This is a genomic window from Gracilibacillus salinarum (genome assembly GCF_022919575.1).
GTDB lineage: Bacteria > Bacillota > Bacilli > Bacillales > Amphibacillaceae > Gracilibacillus > Gracilibacillus salinarum.
Genome location: NZ_CP095071.1, coordinates 1,216,596 through 1,236,473, shown reverse-complemented (window position 1 = coordinate 1,236,473; position 19,878 = coordinate 1,216,596). Strand labels below are relative to the sequence as shown.

The window sequence follows — 19,878 nt, the reverse complement described above, 5'->3', positions numbered from 1 at the left end:
TAGAGGAGGGGGAAAATGGATATTGCGAGAATCACCCCATTCCGAGTAAAAACCAAATTGGACCGGATTGACAGAATTCCAGAGGGAATAAAAATGATCCATGCACCCGCTAAATGGAAGAAGGGGTATAAAGGGAAAGGAATTGTAACAGCTGTTATTGACACAGGATGCCATACATCGCATCCGGATTTAAGTGGCAGAATTATTGGAGTACGGAATTTTACAAAAGATGGTGACAATCGTGATGTCAGCGATTATATGGGGCATGGCACACATGTTGCTGGTACGGTTGCTGCTAATTTTAATAAAATAGGTGTTGTCGGCGTGGCCCCGTTATCACGACTATTGATTCTTAAAGCGTTTGATAATAATGGGAATGGCAGGCTGGATGACATGGTCAATGCGATAGAATATGCGATTCATTGGCGTGGTCCGAGAAATGAAAAAGTTCGTATTATTTCTCTGTCATCGGGTACAACAGTCAAAGATGCTAGATTGTATCTTTCCATTCGAAGAGCAGTTGCTAATAATATTATGGTTATTTGTGCTGCAGGTAATGAGGGAGATGGTTACGTTAGAACCGATGAAAAAGTATATCCCGGTTATTATAGTGAAGTAGTGCAAGTAGGTGCGGTAGATTGTAATGCAAATATGGCAGGATTTACGAATACTAATGACCAAATAGATCTTGTTGCTCCTGGTGTAGATATTGTCTCGACGTATTTAGATGATAAATACGCAGCTCTATCTGGAACCTCAATGGCGTCCCCGCATGTAGCAGGTGCAGCTGCACTATTGATTGAACAGATGGAAAATGAATTTGGACGGGCGCTCTCAGAACCAGAAATATACGCACAATTAGTAAAATCGACGATGTCCCTGCGATACAGTAAAAGAGTGGAAGGTAATGGCCTTATTATGTTAGATGTAGAACAGGAAGATTATTATCCACATTAGAAAAACTCAGCATTCGCCTTGCCTTTTAGCGAGTATAGAGCCTCGCATTCTTATCGCGTTACGCTACTTCACTTATAAAATGCATGTACTAAAAAAATCGAGCAATAACTGCTCGATTTTTTCTTTATAATACCACTTCATTAATAACTTTCATTTCTTCGTGTTCTAACAAGTTTTTCGGCACAACATCCGTAACTTCTTTGCTCATATTCTCAATTAGATCATCAGCTTCTTCTTTTTTACCAACGATAAAGATATTTTGCCAGTTGCGATTTTTGGCTACCTTGTCCAGTGTTGAACCAATGCTCTTATACCAGCGATATCGGTTGGCTTCAAAGCGTGATTCGAATTGTTCCTGCTGGTTATTCTTACCACCCGACCCCATGGATGCACCTGCGGCATGTGGTCCGGTATGTTCTCGCCAATCTTCAGTATCTAAATCTAGTTCATATAACTTCGTATCCTTTAATGTACCTAGTTCTGTATCTAGGATTTTTATAGACTGCATTTGTGTTAAGATAGTGCCAGTTTCAGGGAACTGGTTATACATTTCTTTTAATTGATCTAATTTCGGCTGTTCTTCCCAGCTGAACTCTGTTTTTACTGGCATTTGGAATTTCTGAGCGAACCAGACTGATTCATCTCCAGTAGCGATAATTACTACACTTTTGGCCAAATCCTGTTCATTATCATGCATGAATCGTTCTACTTTTTCCTTCACTGCCCAATAATTTCTTTTCTCATCAGAATCGCCATCTTCTTGTAAATAATTCTCAAAACTATTTAAGCCATTTTTTAAATGTATCTTCCATTCGCCACCTTGCTGATCAGGGTCGGAAGGATCTGTATTTAAATACATCGTAAATACACGGTGTGGTTTTTCTAAATAAATATTTTCTAATTTTTTGATCTCTTTATTGATGTCCATCTTTCGAGCACTCTCCTTTAATTTTGTTAAGTTGTACTAGTGCTCTAACCGTTCTCTGCAAAAGTAAAACATACATCCGTTTAAATGAGTATTTTTACCTATACAGCTGAAATTATTTCCTTGGAAATGCTTAAAAGTTTTGATACACTTTATCACGACGCTAACCGTCTGTAATACCCCACTCCAAGATTCTAAAGATAAATAAGATACTAAGTGGAGAAAACGGACGATAACTTCCTGATAAGTTTCGCTAGCAATCAGCGTGGGTCAAAACCCTCCACTGAATTGAAGTGTCACTTTATCTAATTTAGACTGGAATTGATCAAGGTGTACAAATCTTGCCTCACGCAAGTATTCTTTTCCGTTCACGAATAATAATAATACGGGAGCGGTAAATATGGAGAACTTACTTGCGAGGGCAGGTATTTCATCCACGATAACTTGGCGTGACACTATGCGAGGGTATCTTTCCATTATTGGTTCTAATTGAGGCAGTAAGCTGTGGCAGACACTGCAATTGTATTTCGAGATGTATAGAAAAAATAAGTCTTCATTTTGTAAGAAATGGTTAATATCTTGTTCGTTTTTTAAAAGTTCAAACATACGACTCACCTCGTTGCTAAGTGTAGCATAGTGATTTAATAATTGGAAAAGGAAGTGATCCAGATGTGTGGCAGATTCACTTTGGAGACATCAAAGGAAGTAATTGAGAGTGAATTAGGTATTGAACTGTCTGATTATATCCCAAGCTATAACATTGCACCAACTCAGCAAGTATTAGCACTGGTTGGTACAAATCAGGGAAATAAAGCAGGATACTTACAGTGGGGGTTAATTCCGAGCTGGTCGAAAGATCCGAAGATTGGAAGCAAAATGATTAATGCAAGAAGTGAAAGTGTAGATGAAAAACCTTCATTTAATCGATTATTAACTCGAAGGCGTTGTTTAATTGTTGCGGATAGTTTCTACGAATGGAAAAAAGACGGGGGAGAAAAACAACCTTATCGAATTACAGTTAATGACGGAGGCTTGTTTACTTTTGCCGGGCTGTGGGACAGATGGCAGCAACAAGACCAAACGTTAGTAACTTGTACGATATTGACGACAAAGCCGAATGCATTAATGGACTCCCTGCATCACCGAATGCCAGTAATCTTGGAGGAGCAGGCAAGGAACGACTGGCTTAACCCCCGTGTCGAGGATAAAAACTATTTGAAGAGCTTATTACAGCCATTCGAAACTTCAAAAATGGCAGCACATCCTGTCTCAAAGCGAGTCAATAATCCGAGAAATAATGATCATGCATTAATCGAACCAGTTTCATGAAGACCATCAAATCCAAACGAAAAACTTGGTATTTTACCAAGTTTTTTTATTAGCGAAAATGTATAAAGAGCAGTCACAGTAGTAATCATATTGAGCATGAAGTTGAATTCCTATAATATGGATTACGTCAGCCATAGCTAGCCGAGCATCCATATTGAGATATTTAATGTGCTAGGATACCGCTCCATCCAACCACTCCGCGTCCTGCGGGGCACGGCTGAAGCTAGGCTACTACTTGCGTTACTTCATTGCTGCCTTGCACCGAGAAAGCCTACTTCGAAGCGTTACCAGTAGACGCAGGTGCAGACGTTGTGGATCTCCAGCACCTGCCTGTCCCGCGGGAGTCTCCGTGGTTGGCCTGCGCTAGAAGTGTTACTCCACAACGTTTGTAAGAGATAGCATATTGATCACTCATCACTATATATAACAGGAATTGAATGAATAATAACATAATGCCTAGAACCACTGCTTTTAGCTGTTCCCTGCGTTGTAGCACTTCCTTAAGCGTAGGAAATATGCGGAGACTCCCGTGGAATCAGCGCGAGCTGAAGATCCAATTTTGTAAGAAAAGAATTTTCTTGCAAAATTTAGCTGAAGCCGTGCCCACAGGACGCGGAGCATATTTCCGGAGCTTTGCTAAGCAGATAAAAAATATCAAAATGACCATTCTGCAATACAGCTTTTTTTTACATAATCCATATTATAGGAAGTATTAAAGCACTAACCAACCATATAGAAACTGTTTACTTGACTAATAATACATTAGGGGGGTATAGTATAAATATAAACGCAAAGGATGTGAGTATATGGCAGATTCGTTGCATCAGCACCCAAGCAAACCAAGGACTAAAGATGAAAAGCAAGCGGTAGTGAACCGTTTGAAACGTATAGAAGGACAAGTTAGGGGTATACAAAAAATGATCGACGAGGATCGCTATTGTGTAGATATTCTCGTGCAAATAAGTGCAATCAACGCTGCACTAAAAAAGGTTGGGTTCTCGATCACAGAACGACATATCAAACATTGTGTCAGCGATGCCATACTTTCTGGTGAAGGCGATCAAACGATTGAAGAACTGATGGATGTTATGAAGCAATTTTCTAAATAGGGGGGGGATAAGTTCATGTCTGACAAACAAGAGCTCCGTTTCGCAATAACTGGAATGACATGTGCGGCTTGCTCCAATCGAATTGAAAAAGTACTCAATAAAATGGAAACAGTAGAGGCTCAAGTCAATTTGACAACGGAGCAAGCAGCCGTTTCTTATAATCCTGAAACAGTTAGCTTCGAGGATATACAAGCAAGAATCGAAAAAATAGGTTATGGAGTTAAGTGGGAACAGGTAGATCTGGCAGTTGAAGGCATGACATGTGCAGCATGTGCCAATCGAATTGAGAAAGTATTAAATAAACAGCAAGGTATTCAAAAAGCAACAGTCAATTTAGCAACAGAAAGTGCATCTGTACTATACCAGCCTTCGGTTACGGATGCAGCTCATATGATCAGTCGGATTCAGAAACTAGGATATGACGCAAATCTAAAAGAGACCAATTATGACCAAAACTCGCAGAAAGAAAAAGCGCAACAACGATTAAAAATGACATTAATTTTATCTGCTGTATTGACTTTGCCACTATTCGCGACGATGCTGGTTCATTTATTTAATATACCTTTACCAGGTATATTAATGAATCCATGGTTTCAATTAGTCCTTGCCACTCCTGTCCAATTTTTCATAGGCTGGCGTTTTTATCGAGGAGCCTATAAAAATCTTCGTAATAAAACGGCGAACATGGATGTGCTGGTGGCATTGGGAACAAGCGTAGCCTATTTTTACAGTTTGTATGAAACCATACAGACGTTGAGAAACTCACAATATGAACCACATCTTTACTTTGAAACGAGTGCCGTGATTATTACCTTAATTCTATTAGGGAAATACTTAGAAACAGCGGCAAAGAGCAAGACGACGACTGCTCTTAAATCCTTGCTGGAATTGCAGGCAAAGGAAGCAAGAGTTATTAGAGGAAATAAAGAACAAATGATTTCAGTCAGTGAAGTAGTGGTTGGGGATCATATCGTCGTGAAACCAGGCGAAAAAATACCTGTGGACGGTACCATTATCAAAGGGCATACATCTATCGATGAGTCGATGATAACTGGTGAGTCGATTCCAGTAGAAAAAAGCGGTGCAGATAACGTGATCGGATCTACCATTAATAAGCATGGATCGATTTCGATCGAGGCAACAAAAGTGGGGAAAGACACAGCGTTAGCCTCCATCATTAAAGTAGTGGAAGATGCCCAGGGATCAAAAGCACCAATACAAAGGTTGGCCGATGTGATTGCAGGTTACTTTGTTCAAATCGTCGTGGCTATCGCTATCGTGACATTAGGCATTTGGTTACTATTTATTACGCCGGGTGAGACAGAACCAGCATTACTGGCAATGATTGCGGTACTGGTGATTGCTTGTCCATGTGCATTAGGTTTAGCCACGCCAACTTCTATTATGGTAGGGACAGGAAAAGCAGCAGAGCTTGGAATTCTCTTTAAAGGTGGAGAGCATCTGGAACGAACGCATCAACTGGATGCAATTATATTTGATAAGACAGGTACGTTAACCAATGGCCGACCTGAAGTGACGGATTATCAAGGTGATCGCCAAACATTGCAATTATTGGCAAGTGCGGAATATTACTCTGAACATCCTTTAGCAGAGGCAATAGTAAGTTATGCCAACCAGCAAAATGTAACCTTATCTGAGCTGGATTCTTTTGAGGCGATACCAGGAAGAGGTATCCAAGCGGAAATAGAAACGAAAAAAATATTGGCAGGAAATCGAAAATGGTTAGAGGAAAATGGTATTCCGATTGATTCGTTGGACGATACTGTAAAGAAATATGAAACCAATGGAAAAACGGCGATGCTCATTGCAATTAATGGTTCCTTAACAGGCGTAATCGCTGTTGCTGATACAGTAAAAGACTCGGCGTCAGAAGCGATTGACAGTCTGCATGCACAAGGATTAGAAGTCATGATGCTTACAGGTGATAATCAGACGACAGCTAAGGCAATTGCTGATCAGCTTGGCATTGAGCACGTATTTGCAGAAGTCTTACCTGAGCAAAAGGCTGAGAAAGTGAAAGAAGTACAGTTATCAGGTAAATCCGTTGCAATGGTAGGGGACGGTATAAATGATGCACCTGCATTAGTAGTTGCGGACATCGGTATTGCAATTGGAACAGGTACTGAAGTCGCGATAGAAGCTGCAGATGTTACCATCCTTGGCGGTGACTTATTATTACTTCCAAAAGCTGTTCATCTGAGCCATGCAACGATTCGCAACATAAAGCAAAATCTATTTTGGGCATTTGCCTACAACAGTGCCGGGATACCGATTGCAGCTGCTGGCATTTTAGCGCCATGGATTGCAGGCGCAGCCATGGCATTCAGTTCCGTCAGTGTAGTGACGAATGCACTTCGACTAAAACGAGTAAAAATTTAATTTCGTAATAAGGAGAGATAATTAATGGAACAAACAACATTGCAAGTACAAGGAATGACATGTGGTCATTGTAAAGCTTCTGTGGAAGGGGCTTTAACGGAATTAAAAGGTATTACCACAGCAGAGGTTGACCTTGATAAAGGGACAGTGGACGTATCTTTTGATGAAAAAGAGGTAAGTGTAGAAGCCATGGAAGATGCCATTGAAGAACAAGGATATGATATACAATAAAGAAGAAGCTGAACCATTGATTTGGTTCAGCTTTTTATCATCAGTCGAGAAAATATAAGTGTCGTCACAACAGGATTTATCTGGAACATGAAGTTACGTTCCCTTAATATGGAGTATGTTAACTGTGTAGTGTTTGTATCATGTGCTGGGTACCGATCCGTCAAACTACCCCGCAGGACGCGGAGTATATTTTCGGAGCTTTACTATGCAGATGATATCTATCAACATCACCACGATAAGACCGATCTACTTTACATAATCCATATATTTAAAATCTGACTTTGTCCTTCACTGTTCAGCAAGCATTTCTTTTATAGCAAAGCCGACGCCATTTTCCAGATTAGATTTGGTTGTATGTGTGCAAGCTTTTTTTATGTCATCATCAGCATTGCCCATCGCTACACCACGACCAGCCATCTTTAGCATGGACAAATCATTATAATTATCCCCGATAGCCATTATCTCCTCCAAATCAACGTTTATCTGTTCAGCGTAGGTTTGTAAGGCTAATCCTTTTTGGGCGTTGACATCGTTAAATTCCAAGTTGGAGTGGCCTGAGGAAGTAATGGTAAGTGTCTGTTCCCCTTGTAATTGATTTGCCACTTTATCTAAATTCTTTTGTTCTAATGAGAAAGCTAAAACTTTATAAATCTCTATGTCAGAACGATTAAACAATGTTTCAAAATCATCTGTCATGATCATCTCTTCTTCTTGAAAGCGGTCTGTCGCACGCTTTCGTAATGCGTCGGTATCAAGGTTAGGGAATGCAGATTTGTTAATATCCACCATAACTTCAATGAATTGATCACGGCTTTTAGAGAATCCCCCCTGATTCGTAAATACTTCAAAATAAATACCTTGAGCTTCGCAGGCTTGTTGAATGACCTTGCAAATCCCTTTATCTAATGGGGCAGTTGATAGAACTTCCCCAGCTTTGTTATGCACCTTGGCCCCGTTAAGACAAATGATTGGACATGACAGGCCGGCGCTTTCTAACGGTTTCTTGGCTGCATTATAAGATCTTCCGGTGGCGACAATAACTTCTACACCATTTTCTTTTGCCAATTGAATTGCTTCGATGTTTTCTTTGCTAATTTCATGTAGATCATTCAGTAACGTTCCATCTAAGTCTGTTGCGATTAATTTCATAGTATGTCCCCTAACTTTTTTTATACAATTATCATACTAGAGTAATGAATGGATGTCTTGTGTATTGTCTTCATCATGTTTTGAATAGAGAAGGTCAGAATGTGAAACTAACCTCAGGTTAACAAGCTTGAGTTGTTTTTGTCAGAAAGGATAAGCGCTCTGCTGCTATGAATGGTTTGTACAATTGGTGCCTTTGGAACGGTATCTATAACCGTTCTATACTATTACCATTTTCCATAAAAAAGCCGAATATAACATCCATCGCGTTATGCTCGGCTTTAATTGAACTAAATAGCTTTGTTATTCGACTCAATCCCCATTGAAAATGGAGTTCTTCACAACAACGTAATCAACAGTTCCGATCGCTTTAAGTGAAGTTCCACCTGCGTAGGAAATAGAAGATTGCAGGTCTTGTTCCATTTCTGTTAAGGTGTCCTGTAAATTTCCTTTATATGCAACTACGATTTTTTTACCTTCGACGTTTTTCTTTTCACCTTTTTGAAATTCAGAAGCGGAACCGAAATATTCTTTGAAGAGTTTACCATCTTGTTCGACCGTAATACCAGGTGATTCTTCATGACCAGCGAATAATGAACCAATCATAACCATAGAAGCTCCAAAACGAACAGATTTGGCAATATCACCGTGTGTACGAATACCGCCATCAGCGATAATGGGTTTTGTTGCTGCTTTTGCACACCATCTTAGGGCTGCCAGCTGCCATCCACCTGTACCGAAGCCTGTTTTTACCTTGGTAATACATACTTTACCTGGTCCAATACCAACTTTCGTTGCATCAGCACCAGCATTTTCTAATTCACGAACAGCTTCAGGTGTACCAACATTTCCAGCAATGACAAAGCTGTCAGGTACGTGTTTTTTAATATGCTGTATCATGTTAATCACGGCGTTCGAATGACCGTGAGCAATATCAATTGTTATATAATCAGGAATCAAGGATTCGTTTGCTAATTCTTCAATAAAACTATATTCTTCTTCTTTCACACCAACACTAATGGAACTGATTAAGTTTTTCTCTTGCATCTTTTGAATGAAAGCTTTTCTTGTTTCAGGTTCAAATCGATGCATGATATAGAAGTAACCATTCTCTGCTAGATATAGTGCAATGTTTTCATCAATAATGGTTTGCATATTTGCAGGGACAACTGGTAAACGGAATGTATGTTTTCCAAATTGAACAGAAGTATCACATTCACTTCTGCTGTTCACGATACATTTTGCGGGAATTAGTTGAATATCTTCGTAATCAAATACATTTTCCATGTAATTCACTCCTAAAGGCGAACTTTAATTATTGTCATTACTCAAACATTCGCCTTTAGTAATATAATATAATTCGAGGTAAAAGTCAAATCAAAAAACGCAAAAAAAGGTAAGCGGTAACATTTGGTTGGATTGCTTAACTAGTAATCATCGTTCTCGGATGATAAAATGGTAACATTGTAGTGAGTTTTATAGAAGGAGTCGAATTATGTATATTGTACATTCCATTTTTGATGTACCTGCCGAAAAAGCAGATGAAGTTATTCACATATATAAGAAGCGTTCGAGAATGGTAGATAAGTGGCCAGGTTTTATAGATTTTCAGCTATTGCAAAATGATCGCAAGCCTGGTGAACTGACAGTGCAAATAAGCTGGGAATCGAAACAAGCATACCTTGACTGGGTTACCAGCGAAGAATATCAGCGAATTCATGATCTTGAGAAGAAATATCCCGATAAGGAATTAGCGAATATTGTTCCGAAAGTATATAAATATAAGGTGGTAGCACAATGAGTGGAGATCTAATTGATAAACGATTAATAATCGAAGACGCTGTTGAAAAGATTTATCAAGCTTACCCGAATCTAATTGAACAGTATGGAGAAGCAGGGGTGGAAAGGTGCAGAGAAGATAATATGCACCATTTAGAACACCTGGATACGGCATTTCAACTGAATAATCATATGATATTCATTGATTATACAAATTGGCTGAAAGAATTATTAGTTGCCAGAGGTATGTCAACGGAACATATCGAATTTAATTTCGAGGTGTTGAGACAGTGGATGGGCAATCATCAATTAACGTTCTATGAATTATGTTTAGAAAAGGCAATCGAGACATTAAGAGAAAGTAACTAAAGAGGAGGATCACATGCAGGATTATCAACAATTCGCCAAGTTGCTGTTAGATGGTGACGACAATAGTGCGTGTGACTATCTTTTCGCGCAACAGTCGGATGTGATCGATGTATTTGCTGACTTGGTTACACCTGCTATGCAATATATTGGAGAACTTTGGCAGCAGAATAAAATAACAGTAGCAGATGAGCATTTGGCTACCAGTGTTTGTGAGTATGCTTTAACACAATATATTCATCAGCGAAAACCACAAGGGATTTCAAAGAAAGACAGAAAGATGATGCTTTTCTGTATCGAAGAAGAACAGCATGCGTTAGGAATGAAGATGATAGCGGCAGTAGCCAGGAATCAAGGATGGGATGTCCGGCAATTTGGCGCAAACCTTCCATTACAACATGTGTTAAAAAGTGCGGCCGAGTGGCAACCAGATGTAATTGGTATGTCTGCAGCTATTGTTCACCGAATACCCACCCTGGTAAAATATGTAGATGCTTTTCAAAGCCTCTCTTTTCAACCGGAGATTGTGGTTGGAGGAAGAGTAACGAATATACTCGATGTAAAACAACATGTTAACAAAAAAAAGATACATGTTAGTACAAGTATTCGTGATTTCATCCACTGGCTGGACCGTGTAGACAAAGGAGTAGATATAGGTGGGGCAAGTTAAGACATTACCATTACCTTATTTCGAAATTGATCAGCATTATACAATATTAGATCTTTCCCAAAAGGCAAAAGATATCTTTATTCATAGTGATCATTTTTTATCTTTGGTAGACGTGGGTAGTAAAGAAAAGGCGGAACGTTTTTTGTCTCCTACGGCAGAAATAGAGAGTGTGGAATTGAACCTCAAAACAAAAGGAAATCCATTCGCTGCATTTGATGTATCGATTAGTTGGATGGACGGAACTGGTCAAATTATCTGTCAGCCAGTGAATCATCATATTGAAAAATTAGCAGAACAACTAAGTGATCTCCGAGGACGATTAGATCAGACAAATATAGATCTTCTCAACAAAAAAGAGGCATTAGAATCTAGTCAGAAACGGGTCAATCATTTGTCAGGTCCGTTAATTATGCTTAGTGAACGATTGGCCTTTATCCCGCTATTCGGAGATTTAACAGAGGAAAAGCTGGAAGTACTGACTGACAGGTTATTACAACAGCTAAACCAATCAGATTATCAACACTTGCTCATAGATTTTACTGCGGTCGATGAAATGGAAGCTGAAGGGCTGCGGAAACTGACCGACTTTATTCAAATGGTGGAGCTTTTAGGTCCTGAGCCGGTGATCTCAGGTTTATCTCCAAACCAAGTCCAAATGGTCAATGGGTATGAAGGGTTCTCATCCATTCGAAAAGTGAATAGTGTACAAAGTGCTATTAAACGATTTTATCTTATGTAATGTGTCAATTATTTTTCTATGTTATACTAATTACTAAATACTATAGAAATCTGAGGATTCAGGAGAGGTTCTAGCTACACCCTCTATAAAAAACTAAGGAGAATCATACCTGCCTTAGGTATGATTTTTTTATTGTTTAGGGGTGTATTATTCTCTCTTTTAATAGAAAGGGGATTTTTTTATGGAAAAAAATAATCGAGCAGTAGTTGTGTTCAGTGGGGGACAAGATAGTACAACTTGTTTGTTTTGGGCTATGAAACAATTTGATCATGTGGAGTTGGTTACTTTTGATTACCAACAGCGACATCATGCTGAAATAGAGATTGCGAAAGAGATTGCTAACGAGCAAGGTTTAACACATCATGTCTTAGACATGGCGTTACTCAATCAATTAGCACCTAATGCACTTACGAGAAATGAAATAGAGGTTTCCAATGAGACGGGAGAAGATTTGCCGAATACGTTTGTACCTGGTCGTAACCTGTTATTTTTATCCTTTGCCGCGATTCTTGCTAAACAGATAGATGCTAAGCATATTGTGACAGGGGTTTGTGAGACAGATTTCAGCGGATATCCGGACTGTCGTGATGTCTTTGTGAAGTCTTTAAATGTAACACTTAACTTATCGATGGATGATCAATTTGTCATCCATACGCCGTTAATGTGGCTCGATAAGGCAGCAACATGGGAGCTGGCCGATCAATTACATGTATTGGAATATATCCGTGAAAGAACATTAACTTGCTATAATGGTATTAAAGGCAGTGGCTGTGGTGAATGTCCAGCCTGTCAATTAAGACAGAGAGGTTTAGATAAATATTTGCAATCGACAGATGGAGTGAATAAATAAATGTTTGGATTTCGAATTGTAGAAGAATTACAGAAAATAGATCAAGATATTAAGCGAGAACAATTAAAATATCATCGTAAACGCGTGATGGTTAGCAAAGAATTCACATTTGACGCTGCTCATCATCTCCATTGCTATGAAGGTAAATGCAAAAATTTACATGGACATACATATAAAGTGATTTTTGGTATAAGTGGCTATGTCAATGAAATTGGTATTGTCATAGATTTTGGTGATATAAAGAAAATGTGGAAGGAACAAATAGAAGTTTTTCTAGATCATCGTTACTTAAATGAAACCTTACCAAAGATGAATACTACAGCCGAGAACATGGTAGTCTGGATATTCGAAAAAATGGAAGAAGCATTGGCCGATGATGCTAACGAGTGCAGAGTAGAATTTGTTCGTTTATTTGAAACGCCAACAAGCTATGCAGAAGCTAGACGGGAGTGGATGATAAGTGAATAAAATACCTGTCCTCGAAATTTTTGGTCCAACGATTCAAGGGGAAGGGATGGTTGTTGGCAGGAAGACAATGTTCGTCCGGACCGCCGGTTGTGATTATAGTTGTGCCTGGTGTGATTCAAAATTTACTTGGGACGGCAGTGCAAAAGAGGACATAAACCTGATGACAGCAGATGCCATTGTTCAACGATTGAAAGAGTTAGGCAACAACACGTTTGACCATGTCACGATCTCAGGGGGGAACCCTGCGTTATTAAAAAGTATAGATGGTCTAGTCGATCTTCTTCATGAAAATAAGATAGAGGTGGCGCTTGAAACCCAAGGCAGCCGCTGGCAGGATTGGTTTGTCAAAATAGATGATTTAACGATCAGTCCCAAGCCGCCAAGCTCGAAAATGGAGACGAATTGGACTGTATTAGATGACATTATTCTACGATTAAATCAACACCATCGTCTCAGTCATACCAGCTTGAAGGTAGTTGTTTTTGATCAAACGGATTTGCGTTTTGCTGAAGAAGTGCATCAATGTTATTCTTCGATTCCTTTTTATTTGCAGGTAGGAAATGAAGATGTAGAGGAAGCGGGGGTTGATCAGGTTGCCAATCGTCTGCTAAAGAGCTATCAATGGCTAATCGATCAGGTGATGACAAACGACCGGCTAAATCGTGTTCGTGTCCTTCCCCAACTTCATGCACTAGTGTGGGGGAATAGAAGAGGTGTTTAGATAGTATGTGGAAGTGATATCAGATAGTGCTACTTAAAGCGGAAGGTCCATTGAAAAAGCTGTGAACGTCTGAAGGTAGTCCAACTTCAATCGAGAGGGCAGTTGGAAAAATCTTAAACGTCTGAAAAGAGCACAATTCAACTATACGACCGTAAAGACGAGCAGAATGGAAACAAAAGAAGTGCCTGAATGCAATGCATTCAGGCACTTTTTCAATTAGCGGGATCGAAATCGGTAAAGGTCGTACCTCTCTGCTGTGGATATATGGTTTTACCAGCTATCTCATTGATGATTTGGATATTTCGATCGACTGCCAGACCCAAATTTGTCGCACCAGTACCGTGGGAATGTTCTAAATTCGTTAACGTATAAAAATGATGATCACGTTGGTGTTCATCTTTGAAGGCAAGCTTAAATTGCTGGTTTACTTTATAGCGTTTATCATCTTCCCAGATAACTTTTTCTCCAAATCTTTTGTAAAACCAGTCAGGAATATTCGGTTTATAGCCGGTGGCTAAAATTAATTTTTCTGTAGAAAATGTAAATGATTGATCCTTTTGCCAATGATGAGCTTTCACTTTTACACCGAATCCTTCATTTTCTACATTCTGAACTTCCGTTAACGGTTGTATAGTGACAGGTAATTTCTTGTTACCGACAGAGCGGTGATACAATAATTCATGAATCTTATGTAATGTTTCACCATCAATTCCTTTTCGCAATGTTCCAAGATGATCCAGCGAATCCACACGCTCTTTATAGGAAAGATGATGAAAATAATCGACATAGTCAGGAGTGAATACTTCCTGCCCAAGCTTCGAATTATCGAGCTGAAGAAAACCAGGTGAACGTGTATACCATGACAAATGATAATCAAAATGGTCCTGCAGCTTTAATAAATCGTAAAAAATTTCTGATGCACTTTGTCCCGAACCAACCACTGTAATATGCTTCGCTTTGATGGTGTGCTCTTTGTGATAGAGATACTGACTGGAGTGATACGCTTTTTCTATTTCTATCTGATCAAGATCAACAGGTATAACAGGTTCGGCACCTGTTCCCATCACAACATGCTTCGCATAGTATGATTTTGTCTGTTGTTGCCCCAGTGATTCACAACCACTTCGTAATGATCGCCATGATCGATCACATCTATTATTTCGGATTGGAAATGACAGTTTGGCAGCTGAGTTGCCACCCATTTTAAATAATCCGCATATTCCTTACGAGGCATCTCAAATTTATGAAAAAAGAAAAATTTATATAAACGGTTTTGTTCATGTAAATAGTTTAAGAACGTATACTTACTAGTGGGATTTGCCAACGTCACTAAATCAGCCAGAAAGGACACCTGTAAATCTGTACCGTTGATTAACATTCCTGGGTGCCAAGCAAACTCACCATTCTGATCAAAGAATATTGTCTTTAAATCTGATCGTTCTGTCGTTAATGTTGCAAGTCCGAGATTGTACGGGCCAAGGCCGATCCCGATAACGTCATATTGTTGCATATAATTACCTCATTTATGTTAGTTTCCTCATATTATATACGGTATAAAAAAAATAATCTAATAATAGATATAATACAGCTTATAGATCAATAAAAGAGGAGGTGAAAGGAATTGAGCAGTAATGATGAACGATTGTTTGCCATGTTAATCTATTTACTTAGTTTCTTTACCGCAGTTCTCGGACCATTAATTATCTGGCTGGTGAAGCGAGATGAATCTGATTTTATTGACTATCATGGGAAAGAATATTTTAACTTCTTTATTTCATTTTCTATTTATGGGATTATTAGTGGCTTATTAGTTTTTGTAGTGATAGGGGTAGCGCTTCTTCCTCTTATCGGAATTGCCGCTTTTGTGTTAACAATTATCGCGCTTATTAAAGCATATAATGGAGAAAAATACGCTATACCTTTAGTTATTCGTTTTATTAAGTAAGATAAGAAAAACCGGGCATAAACCGCCCGGTCCTAATTGACTTCATTAATAAACAACTTCCTATAATATGGATTATGTCAACTGCTTAGCAGCACGGTCATTTTGAAATATTTTAACTGCGTTGCAAAGCTCCGGAAATAGGCTCCGCGTCCTGTGGGGCACGGCTTCAGCTAGGCTACTACTTGAACAGCATCTTTGCTGCCTTGTGCCGAGGAAGATCACTTCGAAGTGATACTTGCAGACACAGGCACAGACTAAGTGGATCTTCAGCTCGCGCTGATCCCACGGGAGTCTCCGCCTATTTCCTACGCTTAAGGAAGTGCTACAACGTATGGAACAGCTAAAAGCAGTGGTTCTAGGCATTATGTGTTATTATTTATTCAGTTCTTGTTATATATAGTGATGAGTGATCAATATGCTATCACTTACAAAAGTTGTAGAGTCCACATCCTAGCGGAGGCCAACCACGTAGACTCCCGCGGGACAGGCAGGCGGTGAAGATCCACAACGTCTGCACCTGCGTCTTCTAGTAACGCTTCGAAGTAGGCTTCCTCGGTGCAAGGCAGCAGAGAAGTGATTCGTGTAGTAGCCTAGCTTCAGCCGTGCCCCGCAGGACGCGAAGTGGTCGGCCGGAGCGGTATTCTATCACATAAAAAATCTCAATATGGATGCTTGGCTAGTAATGCTTAGTTTATAGAATCTACTTTCCTATTTAGCATGATTACTTCTATGACTGTACATATATACTTTCTTTACTTATAAAAAAGGTTCCTCTTCGTCGATAGCTGAACGGAACCTTTTTTGCCAGATAATTACTGATTCTGTATTATTCGCTTACTTCCACTTCTGTTTCTGTGTGTTCATGCAGTCCGTCCTCATCATTGACGTGAACAGTCATATCATATGTGCCTGCTTCAGGAAAGGCAAAGGTTCCTTTGTATTCCCCGCTGCTAACTTCTTCTGCATCAATCCATTCGTGCTTTTCGCTGCTTATTACAATTTCATACCGAACTCGAGCACCTTCGTAAGCTGTTCCATCAGACAATAATTGTACCGTTATTTCCTTATCTTCATTCGCAGTAACATCATTCAAAGGAGCTACATTGATTTCAAAGCCACTGGAATGTTGATGCTCATGGGACGTTTCTTCTTCAGTCATTTCCTCATGATCTTCTGATTCCTGCTCAGAATTTAACGCCTCTCCAGTTATCGAAATTGCTTTTTTCGGCATAGAGTGAATGCCATTAGCAGTAGTGTGCGCATAACTTTCGTAATCTCCAGGTTCAGAAAATGTAACCTCTGCAGTATATGTACCATCTTCATTATTAGTTGATTCTACCATTACCGTATTTTCTTCATCTTCAATATTCCAATATTCGAACATCATCTCTTCTGCATCCGTCACCTTTTCACCGCTTGTAGTTGTTACTGTAGCCGTTAGTGTGACTGCTTCGCCGGTTTTAGCTTGTTCAGGTAATGTAAAATTGACCTTAATTCCCTGTAATTCATCTTCTTCAGCGGAATCCTCAGTGTTGGAATTATCTGCACATGCGGTAAGAACTATGATTGCGCTTAACATTAACCAAAATAATTTTTTCATGCTTCAACCTCCGTCATTAAAAAGCTTATTCAAAATTACTATACGCTTTTTGAAAACGATATTCAATGAAAATTGTATGACATTGAAAAAATAAATCGTAATTATTACTATTTACAAAAGGTAAAGAATAGACTATAATAACTTATGATGTAAAAAGTTAAGACACTTCGTTTTATAAATCGTAATGATTATTATTTGTTTTAGTTGGAGGAATAGTTTGATGAAAAAGTTAACGGCTTTATTATTTTTAATGGGATTAGTCTTAATAGGATGTAATACGGAAACCTCTGAATCAACAGGAGATAATGCTTCTTCTGAGGATAAGACGATTAAAATATATGCGACATTATATCCTTTAGCGTATTTTGCTGAGGAAATCGGTGGGGAGCAAGTGGAGGTAGAGACAATACTTCCCGCTGGAGCTGATCCGCACAGTTATGAACCGACATCTAAAATGATGGTCGATATAGCGGCAAGTGATATCTTTTTGTTTAATGGTGCTAATCTAGAATCTTATGCTGGTGCCATTCAAGAAGCACTTAGTGATGAAGATGTCCTAATGGTGGAAGCTGCAGATGGTGTAACAACAATGGAACACAGTCATTCACACGAAGAAGAATCAGAGCATGACCATGAGCACGATCATGAACATGAGGAGTCTGAAAGTAGTGAAAGCACAGAAGATGGACATTCTCATGGTGATGTCGACCCGCATTTATGGCTTGATCCGGTTCGTGCAATAGAGATGGCGCGTAATATTAAAGATGCTTTGGTATCTCAGGATCCTGCTAATGAAGATCTATATACAGATAATTTCAGTCAGTTAGAAACAAAGCTAACAGAATTAGATGAATCTTTTCATACGCAAATAGAAGAAGCAGCCAGTCATCAGATATTGGTCACTCATGCTGCATATGGTTATTGGCAAGAAAGCTATCATATTGAACAAATTGCTTTAACCGGTTTATCCCCGTCTGAAGAACCATCACAAAAAGAATTAGAGCAGATTATTGATCATGTAAAAGAAACTGATATTAACTATTTGCTGTTTGAGCAAAATGTCGAACCGAAAGTAGCGCAGGTTATTCAGTCAGAGACAAATTTGGAATCATTGGAACTGCACAACCTTTCTGTTTTGACAGAGGAAGATGTTGAAAACAATGAAACATATTTTACATTGATGGAACGCAATTTAGATGTTTTAACCAAAGCATTAAACAATTAACGAAGTGGAAACACTTCGTTTTTTTTGTGTAGAAAAACGAAGCCAACTTTGTAAAGAAGACCGCTTTGTCTGTGCCACCTGCACAGTTCGTAGCAGACTTTCAAGGCACAGGGTAGCATTTCAAGTAGTAAGCCGTGCGCATACTTCTGGAGATTGGCTAAGCAAATTCCATATACCAAATTAATAATGTTTACTTTACATTATCCAATACTTAACTTACATAAATTCCAAGGATTTATGTAGTTTTTCTTCGTGGCAATTATTATATTTTCCTGTGGTTAGTGACGAAACGTACGTTGATGATTCAGATATGTTACGAAATGTATGTTTTTTTGTAACTATTTAACCATTGGAGACGACAAATTATACAAAAACAATGGAGGTAGATAATACATGAAATACTTAATTTATTCACTAATGGTTCTTGTTCTGGTAGCTTGTGGGACTGCGAGCAATGGCAGCAATGCCAGTGAGGAGACAAAGACGCCGGCAAATCAAAACAAAATGACTGGATATGTTGCCAAATATGAGAACGGCAAAGTGTTGGTGGCAGAGAATTATATTGCACCTCAAGAGGAAGAGATACCGGTTCAAGAGTTATATGAAAAGGCAGGAAATGCTATCTATTTCAACTTGGAAAACATCGATGAAAAAGTGACTGAGTCATTGGCAATCGGTGAAAAAATTGAAGTAACGCACGGACCAATCGCAGAATCTTATCCAGCACAAAGTAGTGCAACAGAAATCGTGCGGGTGAAAGATTCGAACCATGATTTGGTCGAGACACATGGTGACTATGAAAATCTGATTAAATTGGAAACATTCAAACAAGCGGTTCAAGACCAGCAAGTCAGTCACTTACGCTTCATTCGTTATACGACAGAAGGTGATCCGATTTTTTATAATATTTCTTATAATGGCAGTGAATTTAATATTTCGAGTGATAGTCGACAAGACAGCTATACTGGTACAGGTGATAAATGGAACAGTTTTACTTGTAAGCAAATGGAGAATACGTTAACAGAAGAAAATAACATCAGCTTTGACTTTACGAATTGTGAACAGCAAGAAGATCTATCGTTTGAGGTGCCATATGAGAAGGTGATTGTTCCAGAGCAAACTTATCAAAGTCTGGAAATAATCGTAGGTGACCAACATATTCTGAAGAGCGAAGACGAGGAAAAAATCAATGAAGTGATCGAGCAAATTAGAACAGGCACTCCAAAATCAGCTATGATCATGACGAAGATGGCACCGGCAGGCGAATTGGTGTTAAAAGGAGAAAAAACAACCATTCGTTTTGATTTTTATAAGGATGGTAATCTGCTTCGTTATAACACATTCATCGAAGCAGGAATAAAAGTTGAATAAGGGCAACGATTCTTTTTATATGATAATGCTCGAAAAGTTTTTGCTAT

The 19,878-nt window shown here is 39.0% G+C and carries 20 protein-coding genes, 1 pseudogene and 1 riboswitch; of the genes and pseudogenes, 15 read left to right on the top strand and 6 right to left on the bottom strand.

All coding sequences use genetic code 11. From position 1 onward, the window contains the following. Positions 1 to 15 precede the first annotated feature (15 nt). Complete coding sequence (locus MUN87_RS06040; RefSeq protein ID WP_244746813.1) at positions 16 to 957, top strand: S8 family peptidase; 942 nt, start codon at positions 16 to 18, stop codon at positions 955 to 957. Positions 958 to 1,081: 124 nt separating this feature from the next. Here the strand turns inward: MUN87_RS06040 and MUN87_RS06035 are convergent, their stop codons facing one another. Together MUN87_RS06035 and MUN87_RS06030 are read right to left on the bottom strand one after the other, a co-directional pair. Beyond that, on the bottom strand, positions 1,082 to 1,885 hold the full coding sequence (locus MUN87_RS06035; RefSeq protein WP_244746812.1) for a VLRF1 family aeRF1-type release factor: 804 nt from the start codon (positions 1,883 to 1,885) through the stop codon (positions 1,082 to 1,084). A 267-nt stretch (positions 1,886 to 2,152) separates the two neighbouring features. Further along, positions 2,153 to 2,488, bottom strand: coding sequence for a thioredoxin family protein (locus MUN87_RS06030; RefSeq protein ID WP_244746811.1), 336 nt, complete (start codon positions 2,486 to 2,488; stop codon positions 2,153 to 2,155). 63 nt (positions 2,489 to 2,551) lie between these two features. Here MUN87_RS06030 and MUN87_RS06025 point away from each other — a divergent pair, with 63 nt between their 5' ends. From MUN87_RS06025 to copZ, 4 genes are all read left to right on the top strand, one after another. Then, on the top strand, positions 2,552 to 3,211 hold the full coding sequence (locus MUN87_RS06025; protein WP_244746810.1) for an SOS response-associated peptidase: 660 nt from the start codon (positions 2,552 to 2,554) through the stop codon (positions 3,209 to 3,211). 806 nt (positions 3,212 to 4,017) lie between these two features. Beyond that, complete coding sequence (locus tag MUN87_RS06020) at positions 4,018 to 4,320, top strand: metal-sensing transcriptional repressor (RefSeq protein WP_244746809.1); 303 nt, start codon at positions 4,018 to 4,020, stop codon at positions 4,318 to 4,320. A gap of 15 nt (positions 4,321 to 4,335) precedes the next feature. Further along, on the top strand, positions 4,336 to 6,720 hold the full coding sequence (locus MUN87_RS06015) for a heavy metal translocating P-type ATPase (RefSeq protein WP_244746808.1): 2,385 nt from the start codon (positions 4,336 to 4,338) through the stop codon (positions 6,718 to 6,720). Between the two features lie 24 nt (positions 6,721 to 6,744). Then, entirely contained in the window at positions 6,745 to 6,951 is a 207-nt protein-coding gene (gene copZ / locus MUN87_RS06010) for a copper chaperone CopZ (protein ID WP_244746806.1), read from the top strand. A 288-nt stretch (positions 6,952 to 7,239) separates the two neighbouring features. Here the strand turns inward: copZ and MUN87_RS06005 are convergent, their stop codons facing one another. Both MUN87_RS06005 and guaC read right to left on the bottom strand, forming a co-directional pair. Beyond that, a complete protein-coding gene (locus tag MUN87_RS06005) occupies positions 7,240 to 8,100 on the bottom strand; it encodes a Cof-type HAD-IIB family hydrolase (RefSeq protein WP_244746804.1) in 861 nt (286 codons plus the stop codon). A gap of 309 nt (positions 8,101 to 8,409) precedes the next feature. Then, a complete protein-coding gene (guaC, locus tag MUN87_RS06000; protein ID WP_244746803.1) occupies positions 8,410 to 9,384 on the bottom strand; it encodes a GMP reductase in 975 nt (324 codons plus the stop codon). 208 nt (positions 9,385 to 9,592) lie between these two features. Between guaC and MUN87_RS05995 the strand changes: the two genes are divergently transcribed. The 7 genes from MUN87_RS05995 to queE all read left to right on the top strand — a co-directional run bounded on the left by MUN87_RS05995 (position 9,593) and on the right by queE (position 13,690). Then, complete coding sequence (locus MUN87_RS05995; RefSeq protein WP_244746802.1) at positions 9,593 to 9,898, top strand: antibiotic biosynthesis monooxygenase family protein; 306 nt, start codon at positions 9,593 to 9,595, stop codon at positions 9,896 to 9,898. Next, positions 9,895 to 10,245, top strand: a complete 351-nt coding sequence (locus MUN87_RS05990) for a globin family protein (protein ID WP_244746801.1) — start codon at positions 9,895 to 9,897, stop codon at positions 10,243 to 10,245. The genes MUN87_RS05995 and MUN87_RS05990 overlap by 4 nt, the downstream gene beginning before the upstream one ends. Positions 10,246 to 10,258: 13 nt before the next feature. Further along, positions 10,259 to 10,912: a cobalamin B12-binding domain-containing protein gene (locus MUN87_RS05985; protein ID WP_244746799.1), complete on the top strand. Its 654-nt coding sequence runs from the start codon at positions 10,259 to 10,261 to the stop codon at positions 10,910 to 10,912. Continuing rightward, positions 10,899 to 11,651, top strand: a complete 753-nt coding sequence (locus tag MUN87_RS05980) for an STAS domain-containing protein (RefSeq protein WP_244746797.1) — start codon at positions 10,899 to 10,901, stop codon at positions 11,649 to 11,651. The genes MUN87_RS05985 and MUN87_RS05980 overlap by 14 nt, the downstream gene beginning before the upstream one ends. Before the next feature lie 58 nt (positions 11,652 to 11,709). Continuing rightward, a riboswitch (PreQ1 riboswitch) is annotated at positions 11,710 to 11,754 on the top strand. Positions 11,755 to 11,832: 78 nt separating this feature from the next. Next, positions 11,833 to 12,501 carry a 7-cyano-7-deazaguanine synthase QueC gene (gene queC, locus MUN87_RS05975; RefSeq protein WP_244746796.1) on the top strand — a complete coding sequence of 223 codons (669 nt, stop codon included), beginning with the start codon at positions 11,833 to 11,835 and terminating at the stop codon, positions 12,499 to 12,501. Then, positions 12,502 to 12,969, top strand: a complete 468-nt coding sequence (gene queD / locus MUN87_RS05970) for a 6-carboxytetrahydropterin synthase QueD (RefSeq protein ID WP_244746794.1) — start codon at positions 12,502 to 12,504, stop codon at positions 12,967 to 12,969. Beyond that, positions 12,962 to 13,690, top strand: coding sequence for a 7-carboxy-7-deazaguanine synthase QueE (queE, locus tag MUN87_RS05965; protein WP_244746793.1), 729 nt, complete (start codon positions 12,962 to 12,964; stop codon positions 13,688 to 13,690). The genes queD and queE overlap by 8 nt, the downstream gene beginning before the upstream one ends. A 212-nt stretch (positions 13,691 to 13,902) precedes the next feature. Here the strand turns inward: queE and MUN87_RS05960 are convergent. Beyond that, positions 13,903 to 15,200: pseudogene (locus MUN87_RS05960) on the bottom strand (lysine N(6)-hydroxylase/L-ornithine N(5)-oxygenase family protein). 111 nt (positions 15,201 to 15,311) lie between these two features. Between MUN87_RS05960 and MUN87_RS05955 the strand changes: the two are divergent. Then, on the top strand, positions 15,312 to 15,635 hold the full coding sequence (locus MUN87_RS05955) for a DUF4870 domain-containing protein (RefSeq protein ID WP_244746792.1): 324 nt from the start codon (positions 15,312 to 15,314) through the stop codon (positions 15,633 to 15,635). 826 nt (positions 15,636 to 16,461) lie between these two features. On the opposite strand, the gene MUN87_RS05950 is transcribed toward MUN87_RS05955, so the two are convergent. Then, complete coding sequence (locus MUN87_RS05950; protein ID WP_244746783.1) at positions 16,462 to 17,235, bottom strand: FixH family protein; 774 nt, start codon at positions 17,233 to 17,235, stop codon at positions 16,462 to 16,464. A 220-nt stretch (positions 17,236 to 17,455) separates the two neighbouring features. Between MUN87_RS05950 and MUN87_RS05945 the strand changes: the two genes are divergently transcribed. Together MUN87_RS05945 and MUN87_RS05940 are read left to right on the top strand one after the other, a co-directional pair. Continuing rightward, positions 17,456 to 18,460 (top strand): metal ABC transporter solute-binding protein, Zn/Mn family, encoded by a 1,005-nt coding sequence (locus tag MUN87_RS05945; RefSeq protein ID WP_244746781.1) that lies wholly within the window; start codon positions 17,456 to 17,458, stop codon positions 18,458 to 18,460. Between the two features lie 393 nt (positions 18,461 to 18,853). Then, entirely contained in the window at positions 18,854 to 19,831 is a 978-nt protein-coding gene (locus MUN87_RS05940; protein WP_244746779.1) for a DUF4362 domain-containing protein, read from the top strand. Positions 19,832 to 19,878 lie beyond the last annotated feature (47 nt).